The organism is Chryseobacterium defluvii, from assembly GCF_003634775.1.
GTDB lineage: Bacteria > Bacteroidota > Bacteroidia > Flavobacteriales > Weeksellaceae > Chryseobacterium > Chryseobacterium defluvii.
The window spans coordinates 1,164,219-1,179,756 of the sequence record NZ_RBXB01000001.1 but is presented as its reverse complement, the minus strand read 5'-3'; the positions used below and the strand labels follow the sequence as shown (position 1 = coordinate 1,179,756).

The window sequence follows — 15,538 nt, the reverse complement described above, 5'->3', positions numbered from 1 at the left end:
ATCAATATTTAGCAGAGAATAATCGTTTTATAATTTTTAATTCGTAATTTTAAAGTAAAGAATCTAGTTATAATCAACCAAATCTCATCATTATGGAAAATATAAAATTCGAAATATCTCCATATCAGGACGAATTGCAAATATTAATAGATGAAAAAAAAGCAGGCTATATGTCCATAGAGATTGACGGAAGGCTTTTAATTGTGTATTATACCAAGCTTGATCCGGAGCATGAAGGAAAAGGATATGCCAAAATGCTTTTAGATGAGCTTGTACGGTATGCTGAGGAAAAAGACTTGCTGGTAGACCCTGAATGCGACTTTGTACGGCAGCAGTTTGAAAATCACCCGGCAAGGTACAAGGACATCTGGCACGCCTAGTCTTCCCACCAGGTTGTAAAGCGATTGTCCGATTTATTTAAATCAACAATTTCACCGATCATTGGGGTCAGTATATCGAGATTTTTTCCTCTTCCAAGTTCTGTTACTTTTTTCAGGGGCTCATTCCATGCGTGAAGCGCCAGAGCAAACTTCGCCGAATGTACAGGAATGATATTCCTGGCATTGACATCTATACTTGCCTGGATAACATCTTCCGGCAAGGCATGGATATATTTCCAGGCTTCGTTGTATTGCCCGTTTTCAATAATGGCATAATCAAAAGGTCCGTAAGTATCCCCGATCATTTTAAAATGGGTATCATACCCGCTGTCTCCGCCCAGAAATATTTTTTTAGTGGGTGTCTCAAGAACATAGGAAGTCCAAAGTGTATTGTTTCTTTTTATTTTTCTCCCTGAAAAATGCCTTGCAGGGGTATAAGTAATCTTACTGTTATTTTTTAAATCGATGGATGCTCCCCACTCTTCTTCGATAAGCTGATCAGCGGTATATCCCCATCTTTCCAAATGCGCCCCGACTCCTAAGGGCAGAATTACTTTGCCTACCCTGTCCCTGATTGCCTTCACTGTCGGATAATCAAGATGATCAAAGTGATCATGGGTAATCACAAGATAATCCAGGTTGGGAACATCTTCAGGCGTAAAGATATCTGAGCCCTGAAATGCTTTATTAAAAAATTTAAACGGTGAACCGTAAGAGCTCAGTACCGGATCTATCAAAAAAGAAATACCATCCGCCTGAATATAATAGGATGAATGCCCCAGCCAAATGAAGACATCTACATTTCTTGAAAGGCTTTTCAGGTTGGTATGAACAGACGGAATGCTATTCAGGGGCTTTAAAAGCGGATTTTTTTTCGCAAAAAAGAAATCATACATTACTTTCGGCATGCTGTAGCCTTCTGCAATAGAGGGTGTAGGGCTTAGATTCTGAAACTGTTTGTCTTTATAAAGCCCCGATTGTTGTATTCGTTGCAATCTCGCTCCCTTAGGTTCTGCCCCGAAAGCCTGCTGACCTGTTATGATAAAATAGAGTATTATTAAACCAACTATCGTAATAATTAAATAAATCATTTGTTTTTTTAAATAAGCATCAAATGTATTGACTTTTTGATTTAAATGAAAGTCAATAGGATGAGGACACAACTATTTTAACTAAAATTAAAAGGATTTCAGAATAATTTATCATTGATTTAATCTTCAATAATTTAAAACTCTGTAATTTAGCAGATTGATTGAAACTCAGTTGTCTTGAAAAATTATTCGATAGTATTATTATTTTTAATTCTCACCTCATGTTCTGTCCGAAAACATAATGAACAGACCACTTCTCTTATTCCTCCTGAAAAGCTGAAACAAGATGTGGATTATGCCTATCGTAAACTTCAGAAGATGCATCCCCAGCTCTATTGGTATATTTCAAAAGAAGAGCTGGCCCATAAATTCGACAGCGTAAAAAGCACTCTCAACAAACCGCTTACTCCGCTTCAGTTTTATTTTACCTTACAACCCGTTATTGCAAGTATCCGCGAAGGGCATCTGTCTCTCAGAATTCCAAGAAAAAAATTTGGAAAAAAAGATTTCAAATCTTTCCGGAATAAAAAGGGAATGTTCAGCCGTTTTGAATATTACGTGAAAGATGATCATTTGTATATTGTTGAAAATAAAGATTCTATTGAAGGAATACTGCCCGGAACTGAAATATTGGCAATTAATAAAGTCCCGGTCTCGGATTATCTTAAAAAGTACAGAAACCTGATCAGCAGTGACGGATTTAACACTACTTTTCAGCCTTATTTCCTGAAAGATACTTTTTTTAATTTCTATACCGCAGAAAATGGACTTGCCGACAGCGCCAACATTGAGACTCTCTATAACAACGTAAAAAAAGTTTATACTTTAAAAAGGGAAACAAAGTCTAAAACCGATATTGAAAACGATAAGAAGCTGAAAAAAAGAACGCCTGAAAAAAAAGTAAATGATTATATCGCTTTTAACAATTCCTATAACAGAAACTTCAGGTTTCTGGATAAGGACAGCAGTATTGCGTATGTAAAAATAAGGAGTTTTTCACGATCCTATTCGGACCAATTCTATAAGGAAGCTTTTGCCCATATTAAGAATGCAAAGGTCTCTTATCTCATTATAGATATCCGTAATAATTACGGGGGATCTTTATATGAGATCAATAATCTGTATTCTTATCTTGCCCCGGAACCTTTTGTATTGATAAAACCTTCAGAGGTTACTTCTAAAATGACTCCCCTTAAGACCAATTATTTTAGAAAAAGCAACGTCCTGCAATATGCTTATAAGAGTCTTACCTATCCTACTTATTTCTTTGCCCAGACTTTCAGCACTTACAAAAAAGACGGAAAAGTTTTTTACAAAATGAAAGAAAACAAACCCACCAAGCCTAATAAGAATGCTTACAATGGGAAAGTTTTCATACTGGTCAATGGTGGAAGTTTTTCGGCATCTTCTATTATTTCAGCCAAGCTTAAGAATGATAAGCGCGCCGTTATTGTAGGAGAAGAAACGGGAGGAGCCAATGACGGCACCGTTGCAGGATTTTATTCTTACCAAAAACTTCCCAATTCTAAAATCGATTTACCGATCGGGTTACTTCTGGTACAGCCCAATATCAATTTCACCAACACCCGGAGAGGAGTAATCCCGGATATAACGGTTACTGAAAGTATTCAGGACATAATTGATAAAAGAGATCCCCAGATGGATTGGGTGATGAAAGAGATTGAAAGAGAGAAAGGAAATAATGCACAATAAAAGTTTTATCAATAGGGTTTTTTAATTGGTGGATGGCATGATACATCGCAAATAGCTTTTTTTCTTTGTCCTCATTGTATTCATCCTGTACTATTTTATAGCCGGAAAAATCTTCATTGGCTATAAAGCTTCTCATTTTTCGGACTTCAGGAAAATAATGGCGGTATTTAAAGCAATTCTGTATAACCAGGTAGAAAATTCACTTTGTCCTCTGAAAGAAGGATATGCCTTCCAGACCTGATAGGTGATCTCCTGGAAGAGATCATCTCTGTCGTCTTTCTCATGCATATACATCTTAGAAATCTTGAAAATGATTCCTTTATGCTTTTCTATTTTTTCTAAAAAATCCTGTTCTGATGAGGTCATGGTTGCTTACTCTATAGAGTTAGTTTTATTACAAAAAAAATGTTACAGATTTTTTTTAAAATAAAAAAAAACCGACAGAAGTTTCTGTCGGTTCATCATGATGTCGGTACATTCAATTTACTCAACTACTATTTTTTTGGAAACAGTAGACCCCTCAGAATTAATTTTTACTAAGTAAACTCCTTTTTGAACACCATCAATATGAATGTTATTTTTCCCTCTGTTCAGTTTCTCCGCTTTCTTGATCAATCTTCCTGAAACGTCATATAATTCAAATACAGCTTCATTTTTAGTGTTTTCTATGGTAAATATCCCTCCTTTAGCCGGATTAGGATATATATTGAACTGATTTTCCAATTTATTTCCCACCTCATTGGTTGCCAATAATCCGTTACCGAATCCAACAGCGTACCATGCTTTTACGTTCTGAAGCTGCTCATTGCTTGAAGCTCCATACAGGTCGGTTACCGCTTGTTTTGATAAATTATAGGCATCCACAAACTGGCTGTTTGCCGTAAGATAATTAGCCAGTGTTCTGTAGGCAATTTTTTCTGCTTTTTGGATCGTTATCCCCGTCACACTAAAGGCATTCCCTATATCATTCGTCCCTGAACCTCCTACAGATAACAGGTAAAACCAATAATTTCCTACCCCACTGTTGGTATGTACTCCTCCAAAGTCATTTGCTTGAGAATATGGACCTGCCGTATTCGCCCAGTAAGTACCCTGATAAGTGTCCGGCTGTTGGGAAGATAATGCCGCAGGACCTGAATTAGGATTCGACATGCTTCTTAGATAAGTAAACCCCAATGCCGGATTAGGAATCCCTTCCCCAATGGTCCAGTTCGGACTCAGGTTGGAATAAAATTCAATTGACGCTCCAAATATATCGGCAAAAGATTCATTCAACGCTCCTGATTCTCCCTGATATGCTAAATTAGCTGTTCTGCTTACCATAAGGTGAGAATACTCGTGGCCAGCTACATCCAGCGCTACAAATGGATAAAAGTAACCCGCCTGTCCCTGGTAAGCTCCATTTCCATATACCATCGCTACAATTCCCTGTGTATCTATTGCTGCCGCATTTACTCCGTTTTCCGGAGTTTGTGCCGCTCCGGTGCTTGAATTTCTGTTAAAATTAATATTATAATAGTTTCTGATAATAGACCCGTTATTATCATACGAGTTTCTATTATGTCTGTTTACATAATAATCATAAGCCGTTTTCATAGCCCAATGAACTTCAACAGGCGGCTTAGTTTCTGTAGCCGTGAAATTTGCAGTGGCATTGGTATATTCAGTAATATTTCCCGTTAAGCCGCCTGCAGCTGTTCCGTTTCCATCCCAGTTTGTTCCATTCAAGGTATGGATATTTCTTGCATTATCTCTTAGACGATATGATCCATTGTATGAATCCACTGTAATTTGCTGATTACCTTTGTAATAAGTTGCGCTTGTAGACGACGCATCAACTAAAGGTGCCACATTACTTACAGGAATGTTATGATGGTGAATTTTTTCTAGCTTCTTTACAATTTGTTTCGTTGTATTATCAATATAATACATATAGCTGTCCAGTGATTTTAATGAAAGAGCATTGATTTGGTTTGTCAGGTGCAGGCTCACTTCTTTTCCTGTGATAACTTTGGTAATTACCTGATCAAACTCGTCGAAAGTTACATTGGCTGCTCTCATATCTGCATTCACAATGCTTTCTACTTCTGTCCTGGTAAGCGGTTGTTTGATGTCCAGATGGATATCTCTGCTTAGTTCACCATTGACAAAAGTAATTTTACCTTCCTTTTCATGAAGTAAAATAACTTCATCCGCCACTTTTATCCCTTTATAAAAATGCTGATAAACAGAATGTTTTATTCCCAGCTCATCGGTTGAAGCTTTTACGAATGTAAAAGTATGGTCACTGCTTGTTCCCAGCCACTCTCCCAAATGGGCAGATAAAAAATCAGCAGATACATCTGTCCCGCTAAAACCGACCTGAAAATTCCCTATAGAAGAATTAACAGAAATCTTAGGCAGATCTTTAATAGAAATTTCCGTTCCATTCCTATCCTGTGCATGGAATGCAGAAGTAGGAACACCAATAGCAAAAACAAATGACAACGCTTTAACAATTGTAGTGATCTTTTTCATATTATTTTTTAATTATTTCCCACAGTTAGTAGAATAAAAAACAAAATGTTACATGTCATTTTAAATTTTTGTTAATTTTTTTATAACGAAATAAAAAACCGGTGGATAATTTATCTACCGGTCATCATCTTTTAAGGTGTTTTTTTAATTTACTCAAATGTACCGTATCAATAGTACGCTTAGAATTTGTAGTCAGTTAGTAGGAAAAAATGAAAAATGTTACACTCTTTTTTCAAAATATTTAATTCAGCCTGTCTAAGGCATTTTGTAAGGATTGGAGATCAACAAAATCCAGTTTAACCCCAATGAAAATGACAATTAAAATAACTATTAAGAAAAATAATGTGATACAGATATACACTGAAATAAACCATACAATGGTATTCAGTACATTTCCTTTAATCCCGTACCGGGTTATAAAGTAAGTCTGAGAACGTTCGAACCAGGTTTTTTTGCCGGAAATATGAGGCTTTACCTCTACTCCGTTCAATTCGTCCACCAAACGCACAACATCCTGAATATACCTTCCGTACATATAATGTATCCAATATTTTATGATAAAATAGATAAGAAAAAGGGTGATGAAAAAACTGAATCCGAAAATGGCAAGATTGTATTCCACATCAAAATGAAAATTAATCTTAATCAATGATAATAGCAAAGCCAACGGAATATAAGCGATATAATAGGATATATAAATCTCTTTCGAAATCAAAAGCTGTGTCCTGAGATTAAATAAATCATAATTGGTATTGATGCTGCTTCTTTTAAGCATTTTATAAAGTTTGAGAAACCTTGAATAGAAGTACACCATAAAAGCAAGCGTTAAAACCGTAACAATGATTGATATTGTCCTGATATTAGGATCATCTATTGAAAATGGAGAACCAATGAGAAATGTGGGTAATGTAATAACCATTAGCCAGAATTCGGTTTCCATATTGATTCTGAGCATCTGTAGCGGCGAATGAATTTCATTCTGCTTTTCCAGAGATACCTCGGGAGGGGACTGCCTGTTGTCCTTATCCCAGAGTTCTTTAAAATTTTCTAATTCCATTCCTTACTGTTTTGATTAATTGTCTCTCTGTTTTTCAACTATTTCTTTTAGTTTAGCTTTTGCTCTATTGAGCTTTACTCTCGCATTCACTTCCGTAATTCCCAATTGGTTGGCAATTTCCTTTCCCGGAAAATCTTCCAGAAAGAAAAAGATAAGAGCTTTATCAATGGGGCTGAGCTGGTGAATGGCTTCATACATCTTCTTCATATTTTTATCATCTGTGTCGTTATAGGGTTCCTGGTGGACGGTAAGATTGTCTATGCTTTGGTTTTGTATAAAACTACGTTTTTTTTCACTTCGGAGAAATACTATGGCTGTGTTGAGCGCTGTTCTGTAAAGCCAGGTTGAGAAATCACTTTTCCTTTGGAAATCGGCGTATGATTTCCAGGCTTGGTAAATGATCTCCTGATAGAGATCATTCTGGTCGTCCCGATTATCCATATACATCTTAGAAATCTTGAAAATCACACCCTTATGCTTTTCAATTTTCTCCAAGAACTCTTTTTCCTGTGAAGACATGGCTTGTAGTCTGCACAGTTAGTAGCAATTTTTCATAAATGTTACATTTTTTAACAAAAAGCACAACACATTTCCATTAAAAGTAAAAAATCCTCAATAAAAAGATACTTTATTGAGGATTTACCTATAATGCTGCCTACAATTATCAAAAGATATAATCCGTACTCAGGAAATTGGAGTCATGATCTCTTACAATCGTATTTAATAAATTTTTATTGGATTCCGTTACCTTGGCAGCTACCAATGAGCGGATGGAAAATGAACGAAGCGCATCAAACACGGAAAGCGTACCTTCCGCACTGTCTTTTCTTCCTGTAAACGGAAAAACATCAGGACCTCTCTGCGCCTGGCAATTGATGTTCACACGGCTTACCAGATTCACAAAAGGATCTATTAATTCAGCGACTTCCTGCGGATCTTCACTGAAAATACTTACCTGCATTCCATGGGATGCATTTACCTGGTAATCAATGGGCTCATTAATATGATCAAAAGGCACTACAGGAATGATGGGACCAAACTGCTCTTCATGATAAAGCTTCATATCACTGTTCACAGGATATACTACTGCCGGAAAAACAAAGGAAGTTTCAGTGTAACCTCCATTTTCATTGAGGACTTTCGCTCCTTTTGCGATAGCATCATCAATACATTCTTTCAGGTAGTCCGGTTTATTCACTTCCGGAAGCGGAGTTATTTTCACCTCTTTTTCCCATGGCAGCCCAGGCTTCAGAGCAGCCACTGCAGCCGTTAGCTTTTCCGTGAATTCTGCGGCTACATCTTTCTGTACAAATATCAGCTTAAGAGCCGTACAACGCTGCCCATTAAAAGACAAAGCACCAAGAATACACTCATTAACGGCAACATCAAGATTGGCATTTTTGGTGACAATCGCAGCATTTTTCGCGTCCAGGCTTAATATTGCTCTCAACCGGTTCACTTTAGGATGCAGTTTCTTCAGTCCGTTCGCTACTTTACTGGACCCGATGAAGGCCAGAACATTCACTTTTCCGCTTTCCATGATGGGAGTAATGATTTCGGAACCTTTTCCATATAAGGTATTCACCGTTCCTTTCGGGAATGCTTCCTTAAAGGCATTCAGCAGGGGATAATGAGCCAGGACACCATGTTTGGGAAGCTTAAACAAAATGGTATTCCCCATAATCAATGCCGGAATAAGCGTGGTGAAAATCTCGTTCAGAGGATAATTGAAAGGTCCCATACTCAGGACCACCCCTAGCGGAGCTCTTCTGATCTGCGCAATGGTGCCTTCCGCTTCCTTGAAACGCGAAGATTCCCGATCCAGATCCTTTAAGGCATCAATGGTCTGATTGATGTAATCTACAGTACGGTCAAACTCTTTGGTAGAATCCGCCAGTGTTTTGCCGATTTCCCACATCAGGAGCTTAATGACAAGGTCGCGCTGCCGGATCATCAGATACACAAATTTCTGCATGCATTTGATACGTCCCTCCACCGACATGGTGGGCCATTCTCCTAATCCGTTATCGTAAGCTTTAACGCAAGCGTCAAGAACTTTCAGGGCTTCATCCGGACCAATATTGGGAATGCTTCCCAACAGTTTCCTTTCCAGACCGTTTTCCGTAGGAATACAAACCGGTGAGTAAACATTCTGTACTTCCCCATTCCACGCTACAAGCTCACCGTTGAGCAGATAGGTTCTCTGGTGAATCTCGGGAACTTTGTATTCTTCCGGTATTTCGTTTTCGCTTTTAAAGATTTTCGGGAATGCTGCATTGACTGAATTCATATTTTTTTACTATTTGAGGGTAATTGTTGAATAAAGGTAGAGGATAAAATTGGTTTGCAGAGAAAGCTGTTCATAGATTTATTCTATTGAAATACCATGCTGTTGTACATGGCATTCAGAAGACATTAAAGATGGAAATACCTCGGGTCCGGATATTGAAACTCAAAATCCAACTCTGCAATTAATTTGGCAGGCGAAATCAGTCTTCCCCTATCCGCTCGTTTTCCTGAATAAGGCAGACCCTTCTGTGCACTGATCACCTCTTCCTTATCAGGATGAACCGGTGCCACTACATTATAAACCTTGGACTCTGATTTATTTTCCAGCATTTTTTCAACCACCGAACAGATATCCGCATAATGAATATGGTTCACCAGCTGATCCAGATGGGAAATATTGTAATTCTTTAAAAGTCTCGTCCCGCCCATTAATCCGGCCAGTCTCAGAATATTGGCCTGAGGAAATTTGTTTCTAATAAAACTTTCACTTTCTACATTCCCGACAGGAAGATCATCTTCCGTAAACTCTTTTTCTGTTTGCGGGTATACTCCGGTAGAACTCATCAAAAACAGCTGGCCTTTATAATCTCCAAGGAACTTCAACAGGTTTTCCTGCCTGGCTTTCATGGAAATCCGCGCTCCCCTGTTCCCTGAAAACGGAACGGTAATCATGATGGCATCCAACTGTGGTATCGCTTCCCACTCAGTAATCTCCTCAGAAAGATCATCAGGAAAGTCCACTAATGTTGCATAATATCCTTGAGAAGCTAAATCTTCTGCTTTAGACTGAGTAGTTGTGGTAGCGAAAATTTCGTACCTACTAGATAATCTTTCTGCGATATGATTTCCCAGCCAGCCAAAACCGATGATGCCTAATTTTTTCATGGTGAATGTTAAATATTTATAGTATTCAAAAATATTGTTTTATTGGGAATATTTTTTTGCAACCACAAAAGGCACAAAAGATGTAAACACTTCAGCTCACTTTAGTTCAAAGTTGAAAGGATTGAGAAAAGAAGAACACATAAGAAGAAAATCTTTGATTTTCAAACTAATGTGGTCTTATATCCACTTTTATATGTACTCTCAAATAACTTATGTGTATAAGCTTATCTTGTACCTTTTGTCGTTAAATAATTTTGAAAACGGTTATCAATACTGAAAAGAAAAACGCAAAGCTTTATTTTTATACCCTTCATTTTTAAGTAGGCAAAGATTGATCAATTTTCAATTGATTTGAAGAATCGGACGCTTTTACCAATAGCTTTATCAGCGACTTTGTCGCTATTCTTTGCACACTTGAAATATTACATTCCCTTAATAAATTCTTTGCGTTAAAAGATAGAAACCCAAAAGACCTCCCGATTATTAGTCTATTTTGAGCAATATTTTGCATATTTGTAGAAAATACGGTCATGCAAAAAGAAAAACTACGTAACATAAGAAAAAGAAAAGGCATCACACAACAGCAGATTGCAGATATTATCGCTACAGACGTTTCCAACTATAGCAGAAAGGAAAACGGAGACGTAAAAATTATAAAAGAAGAGTGGGAAAAAATCGCCAAATTTCTGGAAGTTCCTTTGGAGGAAATCTATGAAGAAGATGAAGTTAAACTATCATTCAGTTTTGATAATGTTACTTCAAGCAGTGGTTTTGGCAATAATGTAAGTGGAAATTTGTATTGTAATGTTCCTGAATTTCTTTTAGAAAGCCAAAGAGAACTTATAGAGCTTTTGAAAAAGGAAAACCAAAGGTTGCAGGAGGAATTGAATGCGTATAAAAAATAGATAGTAAGATTTTAATTATAATAAAAAAACTCAGCCTGTAGCTGAGTTTTTTCATTTGATTTTTTTCGGATCATCTTGTTTATAAGCGGGATTTTGGGATGAAAAGTTTTTGGATTACGGGAAACCGTAATTGCTTTTAATTAATCTTTTTTATATTTAATGTATTACAATATAGCCATAGAAACTTATATGAAAGAAGAATTAATTAATAAAATACTTGAAATAATAAAAGATTATAGAAATGACGAAGATGTTTCCTCGAGAATATATGATATGAATTACGAACACATCAATCGATGGATTAATCAATTTGATGAAACTGATCAAGAATTTATCTTATCAGAATTTTTATATCTATTACCTAATAGCTACCTAACAAAAGAAAAAACATTTCAAGTGTTGAGTAATTTTGACATTTATAGAGAAAATTTCAATTATAATACTCTTCAAGATTTTTTTGATGAAACAATATTTATGGATTGTCAGGAACAAGGAAAGAGTCAAAAAATATTAAATGATTTTATTGACAATAATCTTTTAAAACATTATAATACAAACATTACTAATTGTGGGACGAAAAAGGTTCGAAATTGGTTTTATGTTGATGACGTTTTAGCATCAGGACGCACATTTAAAGATGACATCTTTAACACTATTACTGAATATGGTATAAATAAATTTGTAGAAGATGATATAAGAATCATTGCACCTTTTATAATTCTTCATCAATGGGGGCGTGATAATACCAAATTTGCACTAGAGGAAAAATTATCTATAAAATTAGACGGAAGATTGTTTTTTTATTGTGTTAGCTTTATAACAAATAAACCAATGATAAATTACTATAATTCTAACCCTTCATTTAATAATATTTTTCCTATTAAATCAGATTTAGGGGAAGATGCTTTAAACTTCGTAGAAAATTGTTGTAAAAGAGATTACCCTATGGTAAAATCTGAATATGCATTTAGAAATAATGCATATCCAATTAAAGAAAATTTTTTTTCATCACCGCAAAATAGAATTAGATATGAGAATATTTTACTAAGTAAAGGGTTTGAAATAATGAAAAGAATTGATGAAATAAATGTTGCTAGTTTACGACCACTCGGGATGACTCCGCCCTCTTACAAGACTTTAGGAACAGGAAGTCATACCTTTACTTGGCGAAATATATCAAATACTTGTCCAATAGTATTTTGGTGGGATGCTAACGATTGGCATCCATTATTTGCAAGAAAACATTAGTTTTGTACAAGTGAAATATAGTATACGAACATATCATTATAACAATTGTATTACTTTTAAAAGTACTAAATCAAAATTCGGTGCTCTTTCAAATATGGCACCAAACTTCCCAATATCAATTAATAACGATTTAATTAAAACTTCTGAAGCTTTGTACCAAGCCTTAAAATTTAATGAATTTCCTGACATTCAAAAAAAAATCATTGATGCATATAGTCCTATGATTGCAAAGAGAATAAGTAGGCATTATGATATGTATACAAGATCCGATTGGGAATACACACGTTTTAAGGTAATGAAGTTTTGTATTGAGACGAAACTTCAACAAAATTATAATTCTTTTTCTAGCATTTTATTACAAACGGGTGATAAACCAATAGTAGAATACACAATGAAAGATAAGGTTTGGGGAGCTGTTCTTGATGGAAATATATATGAAGGAACAAATGCCTTAGGAAGACTTTTAATGGAATTAAGAGAGAAAATTAAATCAAATACTTTTCAATATGAAGTGCCAGATTTGATAATAAAACATTTTAAATTACTAGGAAAAGAAATAAATAATGAATCCATAAAAAAATTTACATTTTAAATTGTGTTTATTGAAAGTAAAATCGGGTTTAAAATGTTATTCAAAAGGAATTGATTCCGGTATTGCAAAAGACTTTACGCCTCAAAAACATCTTGAGGCTTTAAAAGCCAAAATGAATAGCTAAGTATTTTTTCACCAATAAAGCAGTTGAAGACTTATCTAAAAACAGAATACAAGAATAAATAAAACCTGCCTCAAAGCAGGTTTTATTAATATTTAAAAAGCTTTAAAACAAACTCTCATCCACTAAATTCGGCAGTGTTACCTTCAAATTCGGCTCTACTTCCATCGCTCTTTTAATAGCGAAAATTGCCCCTTCATTTCTGGCCCAGCTTCTTCTGGAGATTCCGTTGTTGACATCCCAGAACAGCATAGATTTCAGTCTTCTGTCTGCATCATCACTTCCATCCAATAACATTCCAAAACCACCATTGATCACTTCTCCCCAACCAACTCCACCTCCATTATGGATGGAAACCCAGGTTGCCCCACGGAAGCTGTCACCGATCACATTATGGATCGCCATATCTGCTGTAAATCTGGAACCGTCATAAATATTGGAAGTTTCCCTGTACGGCGAATCCGTTCCGGAAACATCATGATGGTCTCTTCCCAACACTACAGGTCCAATTTCACCATTTTTGATGGCTTTATTAAAGGCTTCTGCAATTTTCATTCTTCCTTCTGCATCCGCGTAAAGGATTCTTGCCTGTGAACCTACCACAAGCTTATTTTCCTGCGCTCCTTTGATCCATTGAATGTTATCTCTCATCTGCTGCTGAATCTCCTCAGGAGAATGCTGCTGAATTTCTTCTAAAACCGCACAGGCAATATCATCCGTTTTCTGCAGGTCTTCCGGCTTTCCGCTTGTACATACCCAACGGAACGGCCCGAAACCATAGTCAAAACACATAGGCCCCATAATATCCTGAACATAACTTGGATATTTGAACTCTCTGCCCAACGTAGGATTTTCTGCCATTACATCTGCTCCGGCTCTTGATGCTTCCAATAAAAAGGCATTCCCGTAATCGAAAAAGTAAGTCCCTTTTTCTGTATGCTTATTGATGGCTGCAGCATGTCTTCTTAAACTTTCCTGAACTTTTTCTTTGAATAACTCCGGATCTTCCGCCATCATCACATTGGATTCTTCAAAACTTTGCCCTACAGGATAATAACCTCCCGCCCAAGGGTTGTGAAGCGAAGTCTGGTCAGAACCTATATCTATTCTTAAGTCTTCCTGGTCGAATTTCTCCCAAACCTCAACTACATTTCCAAGGTAAGCCATAGAAACCGTTTCTTTATTTTCCTGAGCCTTTCTTACTCTTTCCACCAACTGGTCAAGGTCTTCATAGATCTCATTCACCCATTGCTGATCATGTCGGATTTTGGTAATCTTCGGGTTTACTTCCGCACAAACGGTAACACAGCCCGCAATATTTCCTGCTTTCGGCTGAGCACCACTCATTCCTCCCAATCCGGAAGTCACGAAAAGTCCTCCCTTCGGCTCTTTATTGATTTTCCTGAAAGCATTCAGCGCCGTGATCGTTGTTCCGTGAACAATTCCCTGGGGACCAATATACATATAGCTTCCAGCTGTCATTTGCCCATATTGTGTAACCCCTAAAGCATTGAACTTTTCCCAGTCATCCGGCTTTGAATAATTCGGGATCATCATCCCGTTAGTCACCACCACCCTCGGAGCATCTTTATGAGAAGGGAACAATCCCATCGGGTGTCCGGAATACATCACCAAGGTCTGCTCATCCGTCATTTCAGACAAATACTTCATCGTCAGAAGGTATTGCGCCCAGTTGGAAAATACAGCTCCGTTTCCTCCATACGTGATCAGTTCATGCGGATGCTGCGCCACGGCATAATCCAGGTTATTCTGGATCATCAGCATAATGGCTTTCGCCTGCTCAGACTTTCCCGGATACTCTGTGATAGGCCTTGCCTTCATTTCATAATCCGGACGGAAACGATACATATAGATTCTTCCGTAATCTTCCAGCTCCTGCCTGAATTCAGGTAATAATTCAGCATGAAATTTCGGATCAAAATAACGCAATGCATTTTTTAAGGCAAGCTTTTTTTCTTCTTCTCCTAAAATCTCTTTACGTTTCGGCGCATGATTGATGTTGGTTTCGTATGGTTTCGGCTGTGGTAATTGATTGGGTATCCCCTGTTGTATCTGTTCCTGGAAAGTCATATTGTTATTCAAAGTTCAACGATTTTATATTCAAAAGTTTGAAGTTTTAAAGATATTCAAATTAGAAAATATAATGCAACTAAACGGGAAAAATTCCCCTCCTTTGGAGGGGTGGATTTCAAAATTCAAGGAATTTGGGAAGACGGGGTGGTTCCATATTGCTGCACAATGAAATCTTCCAGGTCTTTCATCACTAAAGAAAGATTATTCCTTACCTCAAAATCAGTAGTCCTGAAAACAACCAATCCTAATGATTCGAGATAATTTCGCCGGGCGTCATCATACTCCTGCTCCAGATCATGGCCTGAACCATCAATTTCAATAACAAGCCCTAAAGTTTTCACATAAAAGTCTACAATGTAATTTCCAATGATTCTCTGCCTGTCAAAATCAATAGCATGGAATGTTTTTGCGCGGACCTTTTTCCAGAATAAAACTTCGCTCAGGATTCCGGCTTTACGTTTATCTTTTAACAATACTTTTAAATGTGGATTATACGGCAGGTTTTCCACAAAGTTCCTGCGGATGGGAACTCCGTTGATTTGGGTTACGGTTTCTTTCATTTGTGTATCTTTTTTACCACCCCGTCAAAATTTTCAATTTTGCCACCCCTCCAAAGGAGGGGAATTTTAATCTTTAAAACGGGATG

Annotated in this window: 14 protein-coding genes; 5 read left to right on the top strand and 9 right to left on the bottom strand. The window is 36.8% G+C overall.

From position 1 onward, the window contains the following. Positions 1-92 precede the first annotated feature (92 nt). Entirely contained in the window at positions 93-380 is a 288-nt protein-coding gene (locus BCF58_RS05465) for a GNAT family N-acetyltransferase (protein ID WP_121460762.1), read from the top strand. Here the strand turns inward: BCF58_RS05465 and BCF58_RS05460 are convergent. Beyond that, complete coding sequence (locus BCF58_RS05460) at positions 377-1,471, bottom strand: MBL fold metallo-hydrolase (protein WP_121461054.1); 1,095 nt, start codon at positions 1,469-1,471, stop codon at positions 377-379. The genes BCF58_RS05465 and BCF58_RS05460 overlap by 4 nt on opposite strands. Before the next feature lie 177 nt (positions 1,472-1,648). Here BCF58_RS05460 and BCF58_RS05455 point away from each other — a divergent pair, with 177 nt between their 5' ends. After that, positions 1,649-3,184: a S41 family peptidase gene (locus tag BCF58_RS05455; protein WP_121460761.1), complete on the top strand. Its 1,536-nt coding sequence runs from the start codon at positions 1,649-1,651 to the stop codon at positions 3,182-3,184. Positions 3,185-3,316: 132 nt separating this feature from the next. Here BCF58_RS05455 and BCF58_RS17570 read toward each other — a convergent pair whose 3' ends face one another. The 6 genes from BCF58_RS17570 to BCF58_RS05425 all read right to left on the bottom strand — a co-directional run bounded on the left by BCF58_RS17570 (position 3,317) and on the right by BCF58_RS05425 (position 9,932). After that, entirely contained in the window at positions 3,317-3,550 is a 234-nt protein-coding gene (locus tag BCF58_RS17570; protein WP_228434739.1) for an RNA polymerase sigma factor, read from the bottom strand. Between the two features lie 117 nt (positions 3,551-3,667). Continuing rightward, positions 3,668-5,701 carry a M4 family metallopeptidase gene (locus BCF58_RS05445; RefSeq protein WP_121460760.1) on the bottom strand — a complete coding sequence of 678 codons (2,034 nt, stop codon included), beginning with the start codon at positions 5,699-5,701 and terminating at the stop codon, positions 3,668-3,670. A 241-nt stretch (positions 5,702-5,942) separates the two neighbouring features. Next, positions 5,943-6,758, bottom strand: coding sequence for a hypothetical protein (locus BCF58_RS05440; RefSeq protein ID WP_121460759.1), 816 nt, complete (start codon positions 6,756-6,758; stop codon positions 5,943-5,945). Between the two features lie 15 nt (positions 6,759-6,773). Further along, entirely contained in the window at positions 6,774-7,277 is a 504-nt protein-coding gene (locus tag BCF58_RS05435; RefSeq protein ID WP_121460758.1) for an RNA polymerase sigma factor, read from the bottom strand. A 145-nt stretch (positions 7,278-7,422) separates the two neighbouring features. Continuing rightward, entirely contained in the window at positions 7,423-9,048 is a 1,626-nt protein-coding gene (locus BCF58_RS05430) for an NADP-dependent glyceraldehyde-3-phosphate dehydrogenase (protein WP_121460757.1), read from the bottom strand. Positions 9,049-9,173: 125 nt separating this feature from the next. After that, positions 9,174-9,932, bottom strand: a complete 759-nt coding sequence (locus tag BCF58_RS05425; protein WP_121460756.1) for a Rossmann-fold NAD(P)-binding domain-containing protein — start codon at positions 9,930-9,932, stop codon at positions 9,174-9,176. A gap of 530 nt (positions 9,933-10,462) precedes the next feature. On the opposite strand from BCF58_RS05425, the gene BCF58_RS05415 reads away from it, so the two are divergent. The 3 genes from BCF58_RS05415 to BCF58_RS05405 all read left to right on the top strand — a co-directional run bounded on the left by BCF58_RS05415 (position 10,463) and on the right by BCF58_RS05405 (position 12,677). Continuing rightward, positions 10,463-10,837 (top strand): helix-turn-helix domain-containing protein, encoded by a 375-nt coding sequence (locus BCF58_RS05415; RefSeq protein WP_121460754.1) that lies wholly within the window; start codon positions 10,463-10,465, stop codon positions 10,835-10,837. A gap of 189 nt (positions 10,838-11,026) precedes the next feature. After that, positions 11,027-12,085, top strand: a complete 1,059-nt coding sequence (locus BCF58_RS05410) for a phosphoribosyltransferase-like protein (RefSeq protein ID WP_147462032.1) — start codon at positions 11,027-11,029, stop codon at positions 12,083-12,085. After that, on the top strand, positions 12,045-12,677 hold the full coding sequence (locus BCF58_RS05405; RefSeq protein ID WP_121460752.1) for an NADAR family protein: 633 nt from the start codon (positions 12,045-12,047) through the stop codon (positions 12,675-12,677). The genes BCF58_RS05410 and BCF58_RS05405 overlap by 41 nt, the downstream gene beginning before the upstream one ends. 226 nt (positions 12,678-12,903) lie before the next feature. Here BCF58_RS05405 and BCF58_RS05400 read toward each other — a convergent pair whose 3' ends face one another. Further along, positions 12,904-14,889, bottom strand: a complete 1,986-nt coding sequence (locus BCF58_RS05400; protein ID WP_121460751.1) for a urocanate hydratase — start codon at positions 14,887-14,889, stop codon at positions 12,904-12,906. A gap of 125 nt (positions 14,890-15,014) precedes the next feature. Beyond that, positions 15,015-15,452, bottom strand: a complete 438-nt coding sequence (locus tag BCF58_RS05395; protein ID WP_121460750.1) for an endonuclease domain-containing protein — start codon at positions 15,450-15,452, stop codon at positions 15,015-15,017. Positions 15,453-15,538: the final 86 nt, after the last annotated feature.